This window comes from Rossellomorea sp. KS-H15a, from assembly GCF_024195245.1.
Taxonomy (GTDB): domain Bacteria; phylum Bacillota; class Bacilli; order Bacillales; family Bacillaceae_B; genus Rossellomorea; species Rossellomorea vietnamensis.
On the sequence record NZ_CP096886.1, the window covers coordinates 43,200 to 64,763 of the forward strand.

Below are 21,564 nucleotides of genomic sequence, written 5' to 3' on the forward strand. Positions count from 1 at the left end.
GTTTGATGGGGAAAGTTTAGGGAGAATAGGCTTTATTTTGTTTCCATATGGGTAAGTAGTAAAATAAATGCAGAACGCACGTTCTCACCAAAAGGGAGTTGTATTAGATGGAGAAGTTCCTAAATCTTTCTTCTTTACAAAGGAATTTACTTGTAGGTAGCATTATGGGAGATGGTGAAATCACAAAAATATACCCTAATTCACGACGTAAAAACCATAGTTATCGTGAACATTATGGTGTGGAACAAGAAAACTACCGAATCTGGAAAGCTTCCTTCTTTCCAGAGTTATTCTACCTTACAAAGAAAAGCCAAACTATGCGTTCAAAATCTGACCCCCTTTTCACCGAGTTATTTCCATACTTCTACACAAATCACTCTAAGCAAATCCCAATTAAGCTTTTGAAATATTGTACTTCTCCCTATTTCTTGACAGCACTTTATCTTGACGACGGTTCTCTATCAATCTCTAAAAGTATTAATCACAGAAATAAGAAGATTTACTTAACACCTCATATATTCTTATACCTTCAAAATTACCCAAAAGAGGAACTGGAAGTGTTACAGCAACACATATTAGATTCATTTCAAATTGACTTTAAACTGAATAAGAGAAGAGATGGCCACGGTTATATTTTGAGAGGAACATCAACAGACCTAACATACAATTTCTTAAATTTACTTTCTCCCATAACTTTGACCTGCGAAAGTATGTACTATAAGTCTAATTGGGGATGGAGGCTCAAAAAAGAAGAGCAAAAATATTTAGTTCAATACCCAAATTATCAAATTATTGCTTCTTCCTCGAGCAGAAATAAAAATTACTCTGATAAAGAGATAGATGAGATGATATCCCTCAAGAAGAAGGGTTTTAAAGATCAAGAGATTGCGAATACTTTAGCTAGAAGCTATTGGTCTGTAGTGTATAAATTGCGCGAATTAAGGAATGTTGGCATATTGTAATAATTGACGACAAGGATAAAAAGAGACCCTAGGAAGCCTAGAGTCTCTCGTAAACAGTTTAATATTAACGAAGAAGTTGTAAAACTCCTTGTGGTTGTTGATTCGCTTGCTTTGCGACTATGTCTTTCGATCATAGAATAGACTATATCTTCACCCTTTTATGTAAGGGGCTGGGCACTTCGAACAGTGTTTACTGCCCTACGAGATTCATCGTCATAGCAGTTGCCTTAGACCGTATTCTCTAGTCGTTGAACCTTCTCCAGAGTTTCCTCACAGGAGCTTGGATGCTGATTATCCATTGTTTCATCTCTATCATTTTCAAACCGTTTCGCCTACCGTTTCCAGTTACGTTGTGGTTGATAGAGCTTTAGGAAGTTCCAGCAATTCACCCAGTTATACTCCAGCTCGTTACCAAACTGGACGCCCTCGAATCTATTATCTCAGAAGTTGTAATACTCCTTGAGGCATTTGATTGGATTGAGCCAACATTGCTTGTGCTGCTTGAGAAAGAATAGAATTCTTCGTTTGGTTCATCATTTCTTTCGCCATATCAACATCACGGATTCGGGATTCCGCAGCTGTTAGGTTTTCACCTGATGTATCTAAGTTTGCAATCGTATGCTCTAAACGATTTTGCCATGCACCCAATTTTGACCGTTCTGAAGATACACTTGAAATTGCATCATCGATTGCTGCTAGTTGGTCATCAAAACTACTTGTAGCAAAATCTGTTACATCAATATCATCCATTTTAATAGTTCCAGAACCAAGCTGGTCAGCTCTCATATCGTTAATAGAGATAGCTAATGTTTGGTCACCATTTGCACCAATTTGAAATTTTATTCCACTAGTAGCAACATCAAATTGTCCAGCAGCGCCAGTACCGTCTACAGAAGATACATCTGTTGCTTGAGCTTCCAAAGTAATACCAAGTTTATCAAAGTGAAATTTATCTCCAACATTAACACCTGTAATATCAGCAACTTTTACAGTTTGTGAAAGTTTACCATCTGCACTTTCAATTTTAATATCAGTTCCGGTTGCAGCAGTTGTGACTTTATAATCCGCTCCAACTGCAGCTCCTGTTACATCCGCAATTTTAAATTTCCCAGTTCCATCTGCAAGACCAGTTCCAACGTTAGCAGTTTTAGCTCCAAGAGTTCCATCAATCAAATTCTGCTTATTAAATTGTGTTCTATCCCCTATACCATCGATTTCGCTTACTAGTTGGTTAATCTCTTCTTGTATTTTACTAGTATCTTCTCCGGTATTTGTACCATTATGAGCTTGAACAGTTAATTCACGCATACGTTGTAGAATAGAATGCGTTTCATTTAATGCTCCTTCTGCAGTTTGAAGTAATGAAATACCATCTTGAGAGTTTTTAGATGACATTTCTAACCCACGAATTTGTCCACGCATTTTTTCAGAGATTGCTAAACCAGCTGCATCATCTCCTGCTTTATTAATACGAAGACCTGAAGATAACTTTTCCATAGATTTTGATTGTGCACTAGATGCAGTACTTAACTGACGATAAGTATTCAAAGCCGCAATATTATGATTAATTCTCATACCAAAATTTCCTCCTTGAAATTAAGTCCACATCCTTGTGAACTATATTTTTTAGTTTGCAACAAGTCACAAAGGTCGGCCGCCCTTCTCCTCATTGCTTACAATTCTATTATCGGTCGTTTCGACTGGTATTTAATAGTTTCCTAAAAATAATTAATCATTTTTTGGCAAAAGGTTAAACAGATTGTCGATACCTTTCGAAGCTTCGGTGTTTTCTTCTTGGATAGAAAGGTAGACTTCTTTTCGATGGATGTCCACACTCTTTGGGGCGTTGATCCCGAGTTTTACTTGATCTCCTTTTACCGATATGACCGTTAGCTCAATGTCATCCCCAATTTGTATGCTTTCTCCCGTTTTTCTTGTCAGTACTAACATCCCCTCACCCCTTCTTTCCTGCAGGCTGAGCAAAGACCAGGTGCTTGGTTTGATAATCACTATTATTTAGTATGACTTGTTTTCCTCTTCTATTTGCTAGATTGATTATAATAGGGGCCTGTAGATTGGCAGTGGATTCCTTAAGTGTCTCTCTAACAGTCAGAATCGAAAGCACCTGCACTTCTTTTTCAGAAGGATTCCCTAGCGACTCCACACTAGCCTGATCTAACTCAAAGTCATACTCCTTAAAAAACACAAACGGATCTGTCACCACAAACCCAAGCTGAGAAGTCTCTACAGATTGCATTATATGAAACCACTCATTCTCCGGAAGTGGCAACAATACAAACTGCTTCTCGTCCCCGAACCCGGGGATTCCGTGTTCAAATGTTAAGACATCTTCTGACTTCACATCTATATCTCCATGATATTTCGTATTGATTTTCATAAGTCACAATCCTTCATTCTAGATTTCTTGCTCATATTTAATACCCACATGCTTCAAATTAGCAAAATCAATTTGTAAATTGGCATATCGTTTCAAACTGACATCTACTTGTGCAGGTGTATAATGTATGTTTGGCATCTGAGGACGAGAGTTATTTATCACTTTTTGTGGTTCAACGTTCACCTTCACACTACCAGGATCGTAGCTGATCTTTACGCTGCCTGTTGAGGGAATCCAACCAATATTAAACTCATACATCGGAGCCTCACCGTTCCGTTTAGCCTGGGCGGGAATAGCCCCTCCACCATTCTCGATCATCATCAGTTCATCCCCGTCCTGTGCGACACGGGCAAGTCCCGCCAGCCAGTCTTCATATCCCTGCTGGGAATATTCTTCAATCCTGCGGCGCACCGACTTCAAATCCATATCGGCACGTGCCTCGGTTTGGTCAATGGTCAGCTTGGAAGGTGTACGCTCAATCTCCATTTTTGCCTGAGGCTGCTGGATGTCTAATTCTGCCGGTGGCTGTTCAATGTCCATGCGTCCTGGAGTCGTTCGGATGCTAATGGCTGCTGACGTGGACTGCAATCTTATTTGTGGGACGTTCACACATACTCACCTCCATATAAAAAGGGACTGACCTAAGGTGACAAAACACCTTAAAGGGTCAGTCCCCCTGCTTTTATCGTAGAAAATCCATCAATGTCGGTTGAATGATTCTGGCACCAACGCTGAGTGCAGCCCGATGGACACTTTCCTGAGTTTTCAAATCCGTAATAACACGTTCGATATCAGCATCCTCGTTATCAGATAGAATTCGATTCGCTGTTACTTCCTGTTGACCCAGGCGGTCGTCTACCATTTCAAGTCGATTGTACCTTGCACCAAGTTCAGAACGTTCTGCTGATAATGTGTTCATGACGCTGTCCAGATTCTCGAGCTCTGTATCGAGAGAAGAATCATCTCCAGATTCCAATGCCTTTTGAATGTTGTGCACTGTATCAAACAGCTTCTGATTAAATACATTATTCGGATTCACATTGGCTTTTAAAGACACACCCTGAGAAACTTCAACCGGGTAAGCATCGATGGCACTGCTGCCTAAATTGTCAGCGACCTGAGGAGCACTCCCGTCAGCAGGATTTCCATCCTTAATCGGAGAATTCCCTACATCAGTCCCATGAAAAATATATCTTCCAGCTACTTTCGTTTCAGCAACACTAACCAAGTCATTTTTGATCTGTTCGATTTCAGTAGCAACGGCTTTCCGGTCTTCAGGACTCAACGTTCCATTTTTCCCTTGAAGCGTCAATTCCCGCACACGCTGCAACCCCTGATTCGCCTGTTCAATTCCAGACTCTGAGTTCTCCATCCATAAATAAAGCTCCGAAAGATTCCGCTTATACTGCTCAATCCCAGTCAGGTTTGAACGATAAAACATCCCTTTCATCGCTACAACCGGGTCATCTGAAGGCTTTGTAATCTTCTTCCCTGTCGCCAGCTGATCCTGCAGCTGCCCCATTCTTCCATAAGAAGAACTAAGGTTTCTCATCGAGTTGGCTGTCAGCATACTTTGTGTTACGCGCATATTATTTCACCTACCTATCTTCCAACGGTCCCCATGCCGTTGATGATTTTGTCGAGCATTTCGTCCTGCAGTGTGATCATTCTGGCAGAGGCGTTGTAGGCATGCTGGAATTTGATCATGTCGGTCATTTCTTCGTCAAGGGACACACCGCTAACGGACATGCGGCGTTCATCCACTGCTCCTCTGAGCACTCCCGAGTTGCTGGCAAGTCGAACGGATTCTTGTGATTCTACGGCCATCTTCCCGATCACGGATTCAAAGTGCCCTTGGAATGAGGCTTCTTTTTCACCGTAAGGCAGTTTAGTCGTAGTGATGATGTCGGCAAGTTTCAGAACGTTTGATGCGTCTCCGAGGGTCGGATTACCTGCCCCTGCTGTCGCGATGTTATCAAGGTTGCTCATTTCATCGGCCACCTGCATTCTTTGAGCGAAGCCTTCTTTTGAAACACTATCCAGATCTACTGCAGCATTCTTTGCATCCTGGAAGAACTTCGGTGTATCCGGAGCATCGGTGTCAGGATCAAAGTTTGGATCGTTCATCTGTTCTGGCGTGAATCCTTGTTGATGCTGGTCATTGAATGCTTTGGCGAATTCGTACGCCATGCTGTCCAGTTCATCGAGCATACTGATGTAGGAGCCTTCTGCTTCACCGTCTTTATTTTTAAACCCGTAAGTATCAACAAGGGCTCTGAGTTTTCCTTCGCCTTGTGATAGGAAATCTTTGATATCGAGTGTTTGCTGACCAATCGTGACGGAGTCCACCGTATTTTGCGGTCCATCATAGGTAAGCTTAACTTCATTTACGCCTTTTTTTCCGACGAGATTGACGGCAAGGTTTCCGTCTTTCCCAACCAACGTGACCGTGACGGCACCTTCTGCGATTGGTGACGACGCTCCCCCATTGGACTGGTAGCTTGTTTGGATGGAAACATGCTGTGAAAGTTCATCGATTAAGCGATCCCGTTCATCGTATAAGTCATTCGGAAGATAACCATGAGGCTCAACATCAGCTATTTGTTTATTAATGTTATCAATTTGTCTGGAAAGGGAATTGATTTGCTTCTCACTAACAGACAATTCATTTTTCAAGTCGTTCCTCACACTTGTTAAGGACGAAGACAAATAATTAAAAGTTTCAGCAACGGCGATTCCACGTTGACGGACAACAGAGCGGGCACCTGAATTGGACGGGTTAACCGCTAAATCCTGAAGGGACTGCCAGAACATATCCATCGTTTTCGATAATCCAGAATCGGATGGCTCGTTCATGACCTCTTCCATCTTCTTCATCGCTTCCATTTTTGTTTCCCAATAGCCTAGCTTTTGGTTTTCGCCCCTGTACTGCATGTCCAGGAATGAATCACGCACGCGTTGAATCGAACCGGCTTCGACTCCTGTTCCGATTTGGCCAGGGATTTGTGGACGGTTCATGGCTGGGGAAGGATAAGGTGTCGTTTGTTCAAAGTTGACTCGTTGACGGGTATATCCAGGAGTATTGGCGTTGGAGATATTGTGGCCGGTTGTATAAAGGGCGCCCTGCTGGGTGTACATGCCTCGTTTTGCCGTTTCCAGGCCCATAAAAGTGGATCGCATGGTGTTGCCTCCGTTTCAATTAGTAAGTGCTAAGCTTTCGAATCAAAGATGGATCTACTTGCCGGTGCTTTCTTTTCACCGTTCGGTCGTGTATAGGTGGATGATTCCGGCTGCGGTTGCGTCATGGATAGGTTCATATTTACGAATTGAAGAGATTGATAGACAAGCTTTTGATTCAGCTCGTTTTGACCTTTCAATTCTCCGATGATACCCACCAGTTTTTGCTGCCAATGGGCGAGCGTTTCTTGTTCCTGAGGTGGACTGTGCTCGATGCACTGAGAGATCGTTGGATCTTCGTTAAAAGGCACTCCCCTTACTTGAAGATAGTGACTGGATTCCCGCTGCCGCTCTGCTTCCACCGTATTGATGGCGGCCAAGTGCTTCTGTTCACCCTTCAATACATGATCAAGTTCACTCATATCACCTTTTTTGATGACGTCCGTTTTATTCACTGAAAGATCGAACAAACTTTTGTGCAGCTTATATAGTTTTTCAAGAGTTGTAATGAGATTGGTTGCTGACATGTTTGTTCGCTCCCTCTTTATTGTCCGTTATAAAAATTCTTTAACCCTTTAGCAATGGCTTTCGGATCGATGGTATAGTTACCAGTCTGAACCTGATCTTTCAAAGCTTCCACTCTAGCTTGGCGCTCTTTGCCGAGTTTGGAAACCTCCTGCATCTCTTTGGCGGCAGACGAAATTTCAATTTTGTCGGATGCCGGCTTGCCCGCTTTCCCGACCTGGTCCATTTTGCTAAGATTACGCTTATAAGGATTGATGTTTTGATTTCCGATATTGTTAATCTTCATCATTTTCCCTCGCTTTCATCACGTCCATGGTTTCTACCTAGTATATCGGATATATAGAAGATTTGTTTAGTAATAGAGCCTGGTTAGTTCTTCCTCATTTATTTTACTCTATACTAGTTCTTTTCTCTCATAGTGTAATACGTTCTCTGACCCGATTCCTGGGATTTTTTCTTCCATTCCTGTTCGGTTTCGAACTTTTTCAGATCACTGGCAAGTTCAGAAGAACAATCATCGCAGATCCGCCCCGTCCCAATAATCTTCCCACATTTATCACAAGGATAACCCATATTCGGAAATTGCCTCGTCTGGATGCGTCCCTTTTTCACCCATTTATATAGAAGCTCCTCGTCCACCCCGCTCACTTCAATGACACGGTCCATCGTCGCAGCTCGATTCTCCCGCTTCTTCAAAAATTGGTAAACGGTCTCATACATGTTCTCTTCTTCTCTATAACACTTGTCACACACATCACGGAATTTATTTTGCATAAAAATGGCGTTACAGCGTGGACAGTTGATGATTTCTGACATATCTGTTTCCTCCCGTTGAAGCTTCTCTTACACTTTATATCGGCAGAAGTGGAGATTGCTTTAACCCCTCGCGAGAGTCAGTGAAGAAACCTCATCTGCACCAGCTTCCTTCAGTAACTTCGCCGCCTGCCTCAATGTCGTCCCGGTCGTATAAATATCATCAAACAGCAGAATCGACTTGCCCCTCACATCACACTCTCCCAACCGAAAAACCTGCACCTGCCGAAGACGCTCCGCACGCGTCTTCTTCGACTGTTTCTCAGAATGCAAACGCGTGAGGATATGTGAGGGACGGACCTCTGATTCTTCCAGTAGTGCGGTAGATTGATTGAATCCTCTTTCATAGAACCGTTCATCACTGAGGGGGATGGGGATGATATGGTCATATTCTATTTTTGTAAGATAGGATTTAATCGTATGAGCGAAGGCTTTCGCCAATGCATAATCCCCTCGGTATTTGAATCTGGCCAAGTATTCTTTTAGAAAATCATTATAGTGATAAAACGAATCATTTTTATGGAGAATCCCCTTCCACTCAGGATCCTGGTCCCACCGATGGCAGTCCAGGCAAAGCTCTTCTTTAACAAGATTGGAAGGTAATGCCTCAAGCGAACGGGAGCACCCCCTGCATCGCTCTCCTTCTATCTTTTCCAACCTTTTCTCACATTCCTGACACAGAAATTGAGTCTCTCTGTAAAATAACCCTCTCCACGACCACACCTCTTCGACTCGGGTACTACAATTCAAGCAGTTATTGACCATGAAGCAACCCCCTTTTCCCCGCTTCCTTATTCATTTGGTCGATATGAAGCAGGGCCTTGATCATGTCCCTTGTACGGCCATAATGAAAATACACGATATCCCCCGATGGATAGTCAGCGCTCCTCCCCACCCTGCCGGCGATCTGAACGAGAGCACTTTCGGTGAAAATCTTTTCTTCTGCTCCAAGGACTGCCACATCGATGTTCGGGATCGTCACTCCCCGTTCTAGAATGGTGGTCGTGAGTAAAATCGGAATCTCCTCTTTTCTCATCTTCATGACTTTTTCTTTTCGTTGTGGATCTTCGGCATGAACCGATTCGATGAGGGGATGCATGTCTTGAAATAGAGGCAGGGCCATTTCCATAAGGTCGACGGAGGGGAAGAAAATCAGGGCTTGTTTGGATTGTTTGAGTCTTAATGAGGTCCATTTTTTCAGTGCAGGGGGAATTCGATTTTTCTTCAAGGATTTCTTCCAGAGTCCGCACCAGACAAACTTGGGAAGGGGAATCGGATGCCGGTGAAAACGGGCCGGGATTTGGATAAAGTATCTTTTTCCCCGGGTACATTCCTGTTGCGTTTTCTGATCCGGGGTTGCTGTCAGGTAAATGATGGACGATTGGGGCTTCCTGGCTTTTTCTACTGCCCATTGCAGGGAGGAATCGTAGGAATAGGGGAACGCGTCGACCTCGTCTATGATCATGACATCGAAGGCTTCTTTGTACCTGTAGAGTTGATGGGTGGTAGAGAGAACAAGTTGACCATAGCTGTGCCGTTCCTCGGAACCCCCGTACAGGGTGGTGACCCCCGTTTGAGGAAAGACTTTTTGGAGGCGGGGAGACAGTTCCAGGATGACATCGGTACGGGGTGCGGCAATGCAGACTCGCTTGTTTTGCTGAAGGGCTTCGTATATGCCTTCAAAAAGCACCTCGGTCTTGCCGGCTCCACATACGGCCCAGACGAGGAGACTGGTATTTGTATGAATGGCAGATATCATTTGTTCCGAGGCTCCCTTTTGCGCTTCTGAAAGGGTACCGGACCAGTCGAACGTTACTGATGAAGCCTGAGGCCCAGGACCATTCCACCTTATGAGCGGTGCGCATTCAGACACCCTTCCCATCATGATGCAGTTCCGGCAATAGGTGCATTCGGTATGGCATCTGGAACAATGGAAACTGGCAAATAGATGAGGTTTCTTATTTCCACAACGAAGACATCGACCTTCGTCCACACCCTTTTCATAGGAAACATATCCATTCAAATAGTGCTCGTGTAGGGTATGGATTGAAAATGGGATCTCGTCTGCTAATAAAGATCTTCCACTTAGAAAAGATTGTAGCTCTGATGAAAATCGAAAGGATGGATTAATTGATTGAGGAGGAATGGTGGCGAATTCTGAGATTTTTTGGAGATTGTAGTGAGGTTCTTTTACGAGGGGCTCAGGGATTAACCTGTGATCTATTAAAGCAAAACGCAAATACATCACTCCTTATGTTGGATAGTATTGTTTTCTACATTGGAGGTTAAAAATCCTGCCTCCTAAAAAAACGGTGCCAGGCACGAAACGATCGTTTCGTGCCTGGCACCGTTAGAGAGTGTGGGCGTGTAGTGTGTACCTGGTACATTAAGCTTTGTTTGCACCTGGTACATTAATCAAAGTTTGTACCTGGTACAAATCAGAAATCTACCTACTCATCTTCCGAGCCCAGCCCATCCCCATCGAACCCTCACCTAAATGAGTCCCGATGACCGGACCGAAATAGCTCACATTAAATTCCACGTTCGGATACTTCTCCTGTAGCTCATTCTTCCACTCGATCGCTTCTTCTTCGCGATTGGCATGAATGATGGATGCCTGATACGCTTCTCCGGATTTCACGGCTTCTTCAAGAATGCCTTCCACCCGCTTCAACGCTTTCTTTTTCGTGCGGATTTTTTCAAACGGTACAATGACTTTGTCCACGAAGTGCAACAGTGGTTTTACCTGCAGCAGGCTCCCGATGATCGCCTGTGCTTGAGATAACCTGCCGCCGCGTTGCAGGTGGGCGAGGTCATCGACCATGAAGTAGGCCTGTACGGATTCTTTCATTTCATCCAATAAGCCAACGATTTCTTCTGCCGTTTTTCCTTCACGGGCAAGTTTGGCCCCTTCGATGGCATAAAAACCTTGGATCATGCAGCTGATTTCTGAGTCGTATGGGTATACTTTAATGCTCTGGACCATTTCACCTGCTTGCACGGCACCTTGGTAGGTCCCGCTGATTCCGCTGGATAGGTGAATGGAGATGACGGCATCGTAGTCTTTGGAAAGTTTCTCGAACAGCTCGACGAATTTTCCGACCGGGGGCTGTGAAGTGGTTGGAAGCTTTTCCTGGATGCTGACTTCTTCGTAAAATTCACTTGCCGTAATATCAACTTCTTCTTGATAGGTTTCTCCTCCGAAAATGACGCTTAGAGGGATCATATGTATGTTGAGTCGATCACGCAATTCTTTCGGGATGTAGGCGGTACTATCCGTTACAATTGCCGTTTTCATATAGAATTACCATCCTTATGTTTTATTTTTAATCGCATGAGCTATGCGTTAGTCTACCTTATGTATCTTACTCATTTTATATGAAAATAAGTTGGTTTGCATTAATTTCCGGGGAGTTTCGATGCCCGGAAACTAAACAAACGTTTGACTAGTACTCTCACCCCTTATGGGACAAGGGATTCAACATACTAATCAAACGTTTGTTTAAAGGTCTTACCTCGTCCCTGCCGAGAGGGATGTGATGATTTTCTTTGATTTTCTGGACGATAGGAATACCCCGGCGAATATGATCAGCAATCCTAAGATGAGATTGTGGGTCACGGGTTCCCTTAGAAGCACGAATCCCCAGATCATCGCCGTACCCGGAATCAGGTACGTCACAGTCGAGGCAAATTCGGGGCTTCCATTGGTCATGATATAGAAATACAGAAGCGTCGCCACACCAGATCCGAGGCAGCCCAGTCCTAAAATGCCGAGGATGACCTCTCCTGACGCTAAATCACCGACAGCGATGGGATCCGTCATCATCATGCCGACAAACCCGAACGCTGCCCCGATCAACAGCTGAAACGTGGAGATGACGACTACACTGGTTCCGGCCAGGTATTTTTTCGTAAACTGGGAAGCAAACGCATAGCTCATCGTGGCCAAAATCATCGTTCCCACCCCGACAAAATCAGACGAGAAGATGCCGCTCACTTCAAAGTTCATCAGCACGAGGATACCGATGAAACCGACCAGGATCCCGATCCATTGAAATCCCGTCAACACAACAGAGAAGAATAAAAACCCAACCAGCCCCGTCCAAATCGGCGTGGTCGCATTCAGGATCGAAGCGGTATTGCTGTTGATCTGCGTTTCACTTAAGGCGATCAGGGTCCACGGAAGGGCCGCATTGCCAATCCCCACAACCAGGAGTTTCCATAAAGGAAGTGGTTTCTTCCCTTCTCTTTTCCTCTGTATGAAAAAGATCGGAAGAAGAACGAGTGCCCCTGCCAGGCACCGTAAGAACACCGTCCCCCACACCCCTGCCGGTTCCACAAGCCATTTGATGAAGACGAAAGACATACCCCAGATCAGGCTTAACCCGATTAGAGCGGTGTAAAGTCGTGCCACTTGGTTCCCTCCTCTCTTTTGTTCCCAAAATGTATATTTTAGTAGATGAATAGATGTTATAGCATATTCCGTTATTCTAACGTAAACCCCGACAAAAGGAAATGTTTTCTCAACACAAAAAAACCAGCCTACTTTGTCCCATAGTCTGGTTTAAATATATTATTTCAATTTCATATTATTTATTTTTTTGCGCTTGGGACAGGCTTCAATCTCCGATACTTTCTTACTCTTGCAGCTTCCAGTTCATTATTTTCCTTGGCATCTCTTTCAAACAATTCACGCGCTTTTGAATAAATCATGGACATGGTGCTTACCCTCCTTTTTGTAAAATGTAGTAGACTTTTCCCCATTTTATGTGTTTAAAACCAAATTTCTTAAAATTATCTGGATTCTTTTTTTCTACTTTCCAGATAGGCCTTTTCTTCTTTGGATGAGAGTAAGTCTGTTGCAATTCCGACATTACCGTCCTGAATCCTCCAGATGGCATTGTGGTCACTGACAGCTTCTGAAAAGTTCCCATCTTTCCATCTGGATAGGATTTCGTTGTAGGTTGATTCATGATTGTATTTGTTCACCTCTAATTGGGCTAATAAGTAGTCGATTCGTTCGTCCGAAATCTCAAAAAAGGACCACTTCTCTTCTGCTTTCACTTTCTGATGACTCATCGCATGAATATACTGCAGGATGAGCTTTTCACTCAGTGGTGTTTTTACTTTTTCACCAAACGGATTTTCATCCTTGCTTACATTTCCGGTTAAATTTGTTTCTACACCTTCAGTCGAAACATTGCTCCCCTCTATCTTTGTAAAAGGATTGGTTTCTAACGTTCCGAGTGCAATATATACTCCGATACCCGTTAAAAGCAATACACTGAATAATATGATCCCGACATGTTTCTTTTTCACGGAAAGCCCCCTGTTCCATTCTATTATGTTGTTACTTCTTCTAGTTGGTATGAGAATTGTCCTGCTTAGATAGATATATTTCGAAAGACATAGTCTTTACTGTGGTTGTATATCATGCATGACTGCTATATAATACTCAATGTTTGTAAATTCATTTCCAACTCTACATAAAGGGAGATCTGATAGATTTGAAGAATCAGTCGTGGTTGTCACTTCAGTTCTTTGCGATATTTTTCACCTGGGGGATTTTCATACCTTACTGGACAGCGTGGTTAGTGGAGAGTAAGGATTTCTCCATTTCGGCTGCAAGTACTGTGATTGCCGTCGGGATGATTGCCCGTTCGTTTTCGAGCTTCTTCGTATTTCCGAAGTTGAGCCAGACGGTTTCATTGGGACGGTTATCAAGATGGATTGTATTGGTTTCAGGGGTAGCGTTGCTGTTGTTCCTGCCGATGGATTCATTTGGGATGGTGCTCGGGTGTATGGTGTTATTCAGCCTTGTGTATCCGATGCTGCTTCCGATGGTAGAGAGCATGGCGGCTGTGATGATGAAGGAAGATGGGATTGATTATGGCCGGAGCCGTTCCTGGGGATCAATCGGGTATACGACTGCATTGCTTGCGGTTGGATTTTTGACATCGATTTTTACAGAGGGGGCCGTGATTTATCTTCTGTTTGGCGGGATTGTCGTGATCTTGCTTTCTTCCCTCGCGAAATTGCCACAGTCCATGAGCGGAACACGTGGTCAGGAGAAGCTTTCTTACAGGAGACTTCTGAAATCCCGTAAGTTTGTCTGGGCGATGGTGATCGTTGTCTTAATCCAGGGAGCACATGCCTCTTATTATAATTATGGCGTCCTTTATTTGAAGGAATTAGATGTGAGCGCCGTTTATATCGGTGTGATCTTGAACGTTGCCGTGTTGTCGGAAATCTTGTTCTTTGCTTTTTCAGACCGGCTGCTAAAAGGTAAAAGTATTTCCGTCATGTTCATAATAGCAGCAGGGGCTGCTGTGACGCGTTGGACTTTGTTGTTCCTATTCCCCAGCACCCCTGTCTTCATCTTTACCCAACTTTTCCACTCACTAACCTTCGGATTGACCCATTATGCATTTATGCGGTTGATTTATGAAGAATTGGAGAGTAAGGACATCCCGGCTGCCCAGGGTGTATATACGTCCCTTGGTATGGGATTGAGTACAGCGGTGCTGACGTTTATCGGTGGCTTCCTGTATGATATCTCACCTGGTGCGGCGTTTATGGGAATGGCCGTTGTTGTGGCTCCATGCGTGGTGCTTGGTGGTTGGATGTATTGGAAGTATGATCGCGGGGTTGAAGGTGTGTTTAGTTATAAATAATGTTGGGCCGTTCGGGATGGGATTCCGGGCGGTTTTTTTTTGGTGTGAAACTATAAAAAGCGCCCCACCCATCAAAGGCAGGACGCTCCAATCAAACTTAAAATCTCTTATACCCAACAAACTTAGGATTCCAATACGTATTACTCAATTTCGATACCACTACCCCACTGTCAGATGCGTGGATGAATTCCCCGTTTCCAACGTAGATACCCATGTGGCTGATGCCGGCTTTATACGTATTTTCGAAGAATACGAGGTCGCCTGGTTTCGGGCTGGATACGAAGGTTGATTTGCTGTAGTAGCCTTCTGTGTTCGTACGTGCAATCGATTGTCCTGCCTGGTTGAAGACGTAGTAGATGAATCCGCTGCAGTCGAAGCCAGATGGTGATGTGCCTCCCCATGCGTACGGAGTTCCTACATATTTCTTGGCGATGTCGACGACGTTTGATGATGGGGTCTCTGTTCCTCCTCCGTCAGAGGTACCGTTAATGGAAAGCTTTTGCCCGACGTAAATGGTGTCTGAGCTTAACCCGTTCCAAGACTTGATGGATGATACGCTCACGTCATAACGAACGGCGATATGTGACAGGGTGTCTCCTGATTGTACTGTGTATATACTTGATGCTGTTGATGGTGGTGGCGTGGTTGTTCCGCCGGAAGAAACGATCAAGGTTTGACCAGGGTAGATGACATCACTACTCAGGTTGTTCCATGATTTTAATTCGGCCACATATACATCGTATTTGGCACCGATTTTTGATAGATAGTCCCCTGATTGGACGGTATAGGTTTTGGCAGAAGAACTGCTTGGAGCCGATACTTCCAGTACTTGATTCACATAGATCAAGTCGGAGCTCAGGTTGTTCCAGTTTTTCAGGTTTGAAACGGATGTATCATATTTATATGCAATCACGGAAAGGGAATCACCTGATTGTACGCGGTAAGAAGCCGCTTCCGTTGAATTGGCAGCCATTGTCGAGACTAGTGCAGCAGTTGTAAAGGCAATGATTGTTTTCTTCAAAAAAATGTCTCCTCTTCATAGATAGTGTCGAATTTTAGTGCTTGTCCATTATCTATGAAATAGACAGATATTTTAATAGGCTTATTTTCTTATATGAAGAAATATCAGGAAGAAACCCCAGTATAATCACACTTGGTACTTTATGGTTCTAATTCCAATTAACATTAAAGTGTGGAAATTCCACGAACAAAGTGAATTTCCTAATTTATGACCACTTCGTTAGCTTTGGCATCACCTTTTTACCAGTCATGACTATCATTTGGAGGAACATATACGAAAAGTATTAAATGAAAGTAGTGAATCCATTTCTTTCTATTGATATACTTTTAGTAACAAACTTGCAGGTGATTCCATGATAAAAAGTAAACTAAAAGCAGTCTTTCTCTCAATTGTTCTGGTACTATTGCTCACACCTATTCTTTTCCCTCTCGAATCTCACCTTCAGTCGGTAGGCATTTTTTCTATAGTCGGCGGAGTGTTAATGATTGTGGTTGGTATTCCTGTGACGATTCTTGCGGGAGTGGTCACAAGGAAAATGAAGCAGTATATTCATATAATAAACTTCATTATTCATATTCTTCCTGCCTTTCTTGTCAGCGTGATTATGTTTGGCCATGCCTTACCTCTCTTATCTATGCCCTATGCAGGTGTACCGATCTTCGCTTCTACTATTTTCTATGTGGTAGATGAAGTGATTTATCAAAAAATTGACCTTAGGGGCAGGTTTGTAAAAGGAATTTTTCTGATTCCGGCAGCAGTCTATTTACTGTACGTTGGCCCTTCTCTTTATACAGGCTTCTTGGCCAGTCAATCTTCAACACAGATTAATGAAAAAGGCTCACCTAAAGTTTCTCTGACATTCGATGGAGAAGAGATTCCCATCAAAAGCAGCTATTGCTGGACTCCAGACGGTGAAGGTTGTGTCTATGGCACAGACCCTTTTCCCCTTCCTGAGGAAAAAGTGAAGAATGTGAAGGAAATAACGATGACTTCACCCGCTACACTCGATTTTTCATTTGAGAATAGTGAGGGTGAGCCCACTATTTATGCTTACTACCATGATGGGAAGGATTTCAAAGAAATAGAAGAAGCAGGCAACAAAATAAACATCTCAAATGATATTCCTGAACAAGCGATCAAATTCGTTGTGAAGTGGGACAATAATGAAATGGTTAAGTTCTTTGTTGGTGTGAGGACTGGGATCCTTACTAACGGGAGAACCTTTTAAGGACTCTATTAAACCTTGAGGCATTCAGTTGCCTCAAGGTTTTTTTATGATCACTACCAACTTAAATGTAAACGGATACACTTTTTCGTTGACAACTTGTATATACATGAATACAATAAAAGTATATCTTGTATATACAACACTCCCCGTAAAATGAAAGCGTTTTGACAAAAGCATGATGTAAAGCGTTTTTCTCATACTATTTAGGGGAATTCCATTAATAGAAATGAAAGCGGGTACAAGTTAGGCGCCCGGCAGCTTTCACCATTCCAAGGGAGGGAATTTCATGAGCGTGAAACGTGAAGACGTTCTCGAAATCATTGAAGCGATTGGCGGCAAGGATAATATCCGCACGGCCACGCACTGTGTGACTCGTCTGAGGCTTGTGCTGAATGATGAGAAGAAAGTGGATAAAGAAAGATTAGAGGCAATTGATCTGGTGAAGGGTTCCTTTTCCTCCAACGGTCAGTTCCAGGTTGTCATTGGACAAGGTCTTGTGAATAAAGCGTATCAAATACTAGCTGAGGAAACAGGGATCGAGCATGCATCGAAGCAGGATGTCAAGGATGCGGCTACCCAGAACCTGAATCCCCTGCAGCGCGCGATCAAGGTACTGGCGGATATCTTCATTCCGATCCTGCCGGCAATCGTAACGGCCGGTTTGTTGATGGGTCTGAATAATATTCTGACCGGACCGGGGATTTTCTATGATGAGAAATCTGTCATCGATGTGCATAAGCAGTGGGCTGATTTTGCCTCGATCATTAACTTGATTGCCAACACCGCCTTTGTGTTCCTGCCAGGGTTGATCGGTTGGTCAGCGGTCAAGCGTTTCGGCGGAAGTCCATTACTCGGTATCGTATTAGGTCTTATGCTTGTACATCCGGACTTACTGAACGCCTGGTCGTATGCAAGTGCTGAAAAGATTCCTACATGGAACCTATTCGGATTTGAGGTCGACAAGATTGGTTATCAAGGACAGGTATTGCCAATTCTATTCGCTTCCTATTTATTAGCGAAAATTGAAATGTTCCTGGATAAGAGAGTTCATGACTCCATCAAGCTATTGGTCGTGGCTCCTGTGGCCCTTCTGATTACCGGATTCGCTGCATTCATCCTGATCGGACCTGTGACCTTCTTCATAGGTAACATGCTGACAGACAGCGTCGTGTGGGTGTTCGATCACGTATCATGGTTAGGTGGTCTCCTGTATGGTGGATTATACGCCGTCATGGTTATCACAGGTATGCACCATACCTTCCTTGCAGTAGACTTGCAGCTCGTCGGTAGTGAAGGTGGAACCTTCCTATGGCCGATCCTTGCCCTATCGAATATTGCACAAGGTTCAGCAGCACTTGCCATGATGGTTGTGGCCAAGAAAGAAAACGAAAAGCTTCGCGGCCTGGCTGGTACGTCTGCCATCTCAGCTTATCTTGGAATTACAGAACCGGCAATGTTCGGGGTCAACCTGCGCTACCGCTACCCGTTCATCAGTGCCTTGATCGGTTCTGCCATTGGTGGTGTACTCTTAGCGATGACAGGAACGAAAGCATTCTCCATCGGTGTAGGTGGATTGCCTGGATTCCTATCGATCATACCTGAATACTGGCTTCCGTTCTTCATCGGAATGGCCATCTGTATCGTCGTACCGTTCGTACTGACCATCGTCTGGTCCAAATTCAGCAAAAACGAACCAGCATAAACAATAGAGAGAAAACAGTTACACCAACTTGTATATACAAGTTAAACTAAGGGGGACAAATCAATTCTTAGCACTCACCTGTAAGGGATAGTGATGGGGATGTTTGTCTCCCTTTTCAATTGGAGGGACGGACCTTCAAATCTGCTTGTTTTGGAGCGTCTTTTCCTATGAAATAAGGGTTTGGGGCGGAGAATGGAAGGTCCGTCCCTCTATATAGACTTAAGAACAATGATGACATTAAATAAATGAGGCGGATGAGCTAAAAAGTTGAGGTCCGTCCCTCAAAAATATGTGAAGGATGGTGCATGTGGTATGAAGCAAGCTTGGTGGAAGAGGTCGGTTGTGTATCAGATTTATCCGAAGAGTTTTTATGATACGTCGGGGAATGGCGTTGGGGATATTAAGGGGATTACGGCGAAGCTGGATTATTTGAAGGAGCTTGGGATTGATGTGGTGTGGATCACGCCGATTTATAAGTCTCCTCAGAATGATAACGGCTATGATATTAGCGACTATTTCAATATTCACGAAGAATACGGAACGATGGAAGATTTCGATGAGCTTCTGGAGGAAGCCCACTCCCGCGGCATCAAGATCATCATGGACATCGTGATCAACCATACATCGACAGAGAACCAATGGTTCATCGAGTCCCGGAAGTCGAAGGACAATGAGTACCGTGACTTCTATATTTGGAGGGACGGCAAGGAGGACGGCTCCGAGCCGACCAACTGGCAGTCGAAGTTCGGGGGGAACGCATGGCAGTATGATGAAGAAACAGGTCAATATTACCTTCACCTCTTTGACGTCACCCAGGCTGATTTGAACTGGGAGAACGATAAGGTCCGCGAGAAGCTTTATGACATGATGCACTTCTGGCTGAAGAAAGGTGTCGATGGCTTCCGCCTGGACGTGATCAACCTCATTTCCAAAGATCAGGCTTTCCCTGACGATGACGGCTCGGTCGCTCCCGGGGACGGACGCAAGTTTTACACGGACGGGCCAAAGGTCCATGAGTATATGCAGGAAATGAACAAGGAAGTCTTTTCTCAATACGACATCATGACCGTTGGGGAAATGTCTTCCACCACGATCGACAACTGTATCAAGTATTCAAACCCGGAACGCAACGAGCTCAGCATGACGTTCAATTTCCATCACTTGAAAGTGGATTATCCTAACGGGGAGAAATGGTCGGTTGCTGACTTCGACTTCCTGAAATTGAAGGAGATCCTGTCTACCTGGCAGCATGAAATGAACAAAGGCGGCGGCTGGAACGCCCTCTTCTGGTGCAACCATGATCAGCCGCGGATCGTCTCCCGCTACGGTGATGACGGTGAGTACCGGAACGAATCGGCGAAGATGCTCGCGACGACGATTCATATGATGCAGGGTACCCCTTATATCTATCAGGGGGAAGAGTTCGGGATGACGAATCCGAAGTTCACGAGCATCGAGGAGTATCGTGATGTAGAGTCCCTCAATACGTTCAATATATTGAAGGAACAAGGAAGAACGGAAGAAGAGATCCTGGAGATCCTCCGCCACAAGTCCCGTGACAACTCACGGACACCTGTGCAGTGGAACAGTGACGAGAATGCCGGGTTCACAAGCGGAACCCCTTGGATCCCTGTTGCGAAGAACTATCAGGAAATCAATGCGGAACAAGCGCTGGAAGACGGAAACTCTGTCTTCTATCACTACCAGAAGCTGAACCGACTCCGTAAGGAATACGACATCATCGTCGACGGTGACTACCAGCTGATCCTGGAAGATCACCCTGACATTTTTGCCTATGTACGGAATGGTGACGGAGAGAAGCTGTTTGTGGTGAATAACTTCTATGCCCGCGAGACACAGTTCACGCTTCCTGACGAGGTGAATGTGGAAGGCTGGTCTAGTGAGGTTCTGATTTCGAATTATGAGGATGCGAAGAATGTGTATACTCAAATCTCGCTTCGTCCATATGAATCTGTTGTGTTTCGATTGACGAAATAAGGTAAAATAACGTTTGGGGTTTTGGCCCTGAACGTTATTTTTTTATGGTTACATTAGTAAAATTATGGGTATTGTGTACTACAAATTTCTAATGAAAGGATGCTTATGAACAATCAAAAGAAAAAAGCGGTAAAAACCGCGTTATTATTGTACCCCATATTAATGGGTACAGGTGGGACTATTATGCTGGGTGTACTTTTGTTACGGGTTATCCCTAAAGACGAAATCCCAAGCGTCGCCCTCCCTCTTTCCATGCTGGCGATCTACATATACGGAACTTGTGCAATCTCATTAATTGTAAGAGAGAAATTCTTTAAAGGAGAAATCCAGTGAATATATCTGTAAAAACCATTCGATTCTCATTATTATTTTTTTCTATATTCATCGGTTTGATGGGAACAATCTCATTGCTCGTTTTACTATTTTGGGGGATACCGAAGGAGGACCTCCGTTCACAGCTACCTGCAATTCTCCTTTTTGCCGGGGTGGTGTATGGGGTCTGTGCAGTGCCTCTTATCATTCGACATTTTTTACGAAATAAGGTCAGCAGTAAAATTGAGTCGTTTATTCAGGAAAAACGACCGATGAAACAGATTTCCCGTACGGTGCTGATGCTTTTTGCCATCCTTACGATGCTCAGCGGGACGTTCTCTCTATTCATCATTGTTTTGAACTTTTTCACACAAGGAGACTTACCCGACCAGCCGTTTATGGCATTAGTTGCTTCAAGTATCCTCAACTATAGCTTTGCCACTATATTCTTAGTGGTGCGTACAAAGTTTTTCAAGAAAAACACAAATTAGTAAACTAGTTGGATTTCACAGTTAACATTTATTCTCTATTATGGGATAATAAAGCTAAAAGGAGTTCCTGCAATGAACGCAACAACCAAAGTTCAAACTCTCTTGCAAGAAATAGAAACAAAGCGTGTCGAACTTAAATATTTTGCGCTTTACCATGGTTTCTCACATCCTGAAACCGTAAAACTCAGTCAGGAACTTGATGAACTATTCAACCGTTATCAACGGTTGAAATAAATAAAAGGCTGCGCACCAACGCAGCCTTT

Annotated in this window: 24 protein-coding genes; 8 read left to right on the top strand and 16 right to left on the bottom strand. The window is 43.9% G+C overall.

Translation table 11 applies throughout. The features are described from left to right. Window positions 1-107: 107 nt before the first annotated feature. The gene (locus M1J35_RS00215; RefSeq protein ID WP_254652385.1) at window positions 108-962 is read left to right on the top strand and encodes a DNA endonuclease; all 855 of its coding nucleotides are present in this window, start codon (window positions 108-110) and stop codon (window positions 960-962) included. Between the two features lie 435 nt (window positions 963-1,397). Here the strand turns inward: M1J35_RS00215 and M1J35_RS00220 are convergent, their stop codons facing one another. From M1J35_RS00220 to M1J35_RS00285, 15 genes are all read right to left on the bottom strand, one after another. Next, the gene (locus M1J35_RS00220; protein WP_254652386.1) at window positions 1,398-2,537 is read right to left on the bottom strand and encodes a flagellin N-terminal helical domain-containing protein; all 1,140 of its coding nucleotides are present in this window, start codon (window positions 2,535-2,537) and stop codon (window positions 1,398-1,400) included. A gap of 153 nt (window positions 2,538-2,690) precedes the next feature. Continuing rightward, complete coding sequence (gene csrA, locus M1J35_RS00225; protein ID WP_254652387.1) at window positions 2,691-2,912, bottom strand: carbon storage regulator CsrA; 222 nt, start codon at window positions 2,910-2,912, stop codon at window positions 2,691-2,693. A gap of 4 nt (window positions 2,913-2,916) precedes the next feature. Further along, on the bottom strand, window positions 2,917-3,360 hold the full coding sequence (gene fliW, locus M1J35_RS00230) for a flagellar assembly protein FliW (protein ID WP_254652388.1): 444 nt from the start codon (window positions 3,358-3,360) through the stop codon (window positions 2,917-2,919). A gap of 18 nt (window positions 3,361-3,378) precedes the next feature. Then, window positions 3,379-3,969 (bottom strand): DUF6470 family protein, encoded by a 591-nt coding sequence (locus M1J35_RS00235; RefSeq protein ID WP_254652389.1) that lies wholly within the window; start codon window positions 3,967-3,969, stop codon window positions 3,379-3,381. A 73-nt stretch (window positions 3,970-4,042) separates the two neighbouring features. After that, window positions 4,043-4,948, bottom strand: a complete 906-nt coding sequence (flgL, locus tag M1J35_RS00240; RefSeq protein ID WP_254652390.1) for a flagellar hook-associated protein FlgL — start codon at window positions 4,946-4,948, stop codon at window positions 4,043-4,045. Between the two features lie 14 nt (window positions 4,949-4,962). Further along, window positions 4,963-6,540: a flagellar hook-associated protein FlgK gene (gene flgK / locus M1J35_RS00245; RefSeq protein WP_254652391.1), complete on the bottom strand. Its 1,578-nt coding sequence runs from the start codon at window positions 6,538-6,540 to the stop codon at window positions 4,963-4,965. A 29-nt stretch (window positions 6,541-6,569) separates the two neighbouring features. Continuing rightward, the gene (locus M1J35_RS00250) at window positions 6,570-7,064 is read right to left on the bottom strand and encodes a flagellar protein FlgN (protein ID WP_254652392.1); all 495 of its coding nucleotides are present in this window, start codon (window positions 7,062-7,064) and stop codon (window positions 6,570-6,572) included. A 17-nt stretch (window positions 7,065-7,081) separates the two neighbouring features. Further along, window positions 7,082-7,351 carry a flagellar biosynthesis anti-sigma factor FlgM gene (gene flgM / locus M1J35_RS00255; RefSeq protein WP_371928701.1) on the bottom strand — a complete coding sequence of 90 codons (270 nt, stop codon included), beginning with the start codon at window positions 7,349-7,351 and terminating at the stop codon, window positions 7,082-7,084. Between the two features lie 110 nt (window positions 7,352-7,461). After that, entirely contained in the window at window positions 7,462-7,878 is a 417-nt protein-coding gene (locus M1J35_RS00260) for a TIGR03826 family flagellar region protein (protein ID WP_254652393.1), read from the bottom strand. 60 nt (window positions 7,879-7,938) lie between these two features. After that, window positions 7,939-8,532, bottom strand: coding sequence for a ComF family protein (locus M1J35_RS00265; protein ID WP_254652394.1), 594 nt, complete (start codon window positions 8,530-8,532; stop codon window positions 7,939-7,941). 97 nt (window positions 8,533-8,629) lie between these two features. Continuing rightward, entirely contained in the window at window positions 8,630-10,114 is a 1,485-nt protein-coding gene (locus tag M1J35_RS00270) for an ATP-dependent helicase ComFA (protein WP_254652395.1), read from the bottom strand. Window positions 10,115-10,321: 207 nt separating this feature from the next. Beyond that, the gene (locus tag M1J35_RS00275) at window positions 10,322-11,173 is read right to left on the bottom strand and encodes a DegV family protein (RefSeq protein WP_254652396.1); all 852 of its coding nucleotides are present in this window, start codon (window positions 11,171-11,173) and stop codon (window positions 10,322-10,324) included. Between the two features lie 213 nt (window positions 11,174-11,386). Beyond that, the gene (locus tag M1J35_RS00280; RefSeq protein ID WP_254652397.1) at window positions 11,387-12,289 is read right to left on the bottom strand and encodes a DMT family transporter; all 903 of its coding nucleotides are present in this window, start codon (window positions 12,287-12,289) and stop codon (window positions 11,387-11,389) included. A 179-nt stretch (window positions 12,290-12,468) separates the two neighbouring features. After that, window positions 12,469-12,594, bottom strand: coding sequence for a hypothetical protein (locus M1J35_RS22635; protein WP_256503928.1), 126 nt, complete (start codon window positions 12,592-12,594; stop codon window positions 12,469-12,471). A gap of 75 nt (window positions 12,595-12,669) precedes the next feature. Beyond that, window positions 12,670-13,194, bottom strand: coding sequence for a DUF6241 domain-containing protein (locus tag M1J35_RS00285; RefSeq protein WP_254652398.1), 525 nt, complete (start codon window positions 13,192-13,194; stop codon window positions 12,670-12,672). Window positions 13,195-13,382: 188 nt separating this feature from the next. Between M1J35_RS00285 and M1J35_RS00290 the strand changes: the two genes are divergently transcribed. Beyond that, a complete protein-coding gene (locus M1J35_RS00290) occupies window positions 13,383-14,549 on the top strand; it encodes a 3-phenylpropionate MFS transporter (protein ID WP_254652399.1) in 1,167 nt (388 codons plus the stop codon). 97 nt (window positions 14,550-14,646) lie between these two features. Here the strand turns inward: M1J35_RS00290 and M1J35_RS00295 are convergent, their stop codons facing one another. Beyond that, window positions 14,647-15,570 (bottom strand): peptidoglycan endopeptidase, encoded by a 924-nt coding sequence (locus M1J35_RS00295; RefSeq protein ID WP_254652400.1) that lies wholly within the window; start codon window positions 15,568-15,570, stop codon window positions 14,647-14,649. A 481-nt stretch (window positions 15,571-16,051) separates the two neighbouring features. On the opposite strand from M1J35_RS00295, the gene M1J35_RS00300 reads away from it, so the two are divergent. The 6 genes from M1J35_RS00300 (at window position 16,052) to M1J35_RS00325 (ending at window position 21,535) form a co-directional block, all read left to right on the top strand. Then, entirely contained in the window at window positions 16,052-16,798 is a 747-nt protein-coding gene (locus M1J35_RS00300) for a hypothetical protein (protein WP_254652401.1), read from the top strand. 286 nt (window positions 16,799-17,084) lie between these two features. Beyond that, window positions 17,085-18,500, top strand: coding sequence for a PTS system trehalose-specific EIIBC component (gene treP / locus M1J35_RS00305; RefSeq protein WP_034765394.1), 1,416 nt, complete (start codon window positions 17,085-17,087; stop codon window positions 18,498-18,500). Between the two features lie 312 nt (window positions 18,501-18,812). After that, window positions 18,813-20,498, top strand: a complete 1,686-nt coding sequence (gene treC / locus M1J35_RS00310) for an alpha,alpha-phosphotrehalase (RefSeq protein ID WP_254652402.1) — start codon at window positions 18,813-18,815, stop codon at window positions 20,496-20,498. 105 nt (window positions 20,499-20,603) lie between these two features. Then, the gene (locus tag M1J35_RS00315; protein WP_254652403.1) at window positions 20,604-20,831 is read left to right on the top strand and encodes a hypothetical protein; all 228 of its coding nucleotides are present in this window, start codon (window positions 20,604-20,606) and stop codon (window positions 20,829-20,831) included. Next, window positions 20,828-21,301, top strand: coding sequence for a hypothetical protein (locus tag M1J35_RS00320; RefSeq protein ID WP_254652404.1), 474 nt, complete (start codon window positions 20,828-20,830; stop codon window positions 21,299-21,301). The genes M1J35_RS00315 and M1J35_RS00320 overlap by 4 nt, the downstream gene beginning before the upstream one ends. 72 nt (window positions 21,302-21,373) lie before the next feature. After that, the gene (locus M1J35_RS00325; protein ID WP_254652405.1) at window positions 21,374-21,535 is read left to right on the top strand and encodes an aspartyl-phosphate phosphatase Spo0E family protein; all 162 of its coding nucleotides are present in this window, start codon (window positions 21,374-21,376) and stop codon (window positions 21,533-21,535) included. Window positions 21,536-21,564 lie beyond the last annotated feature (29 nt).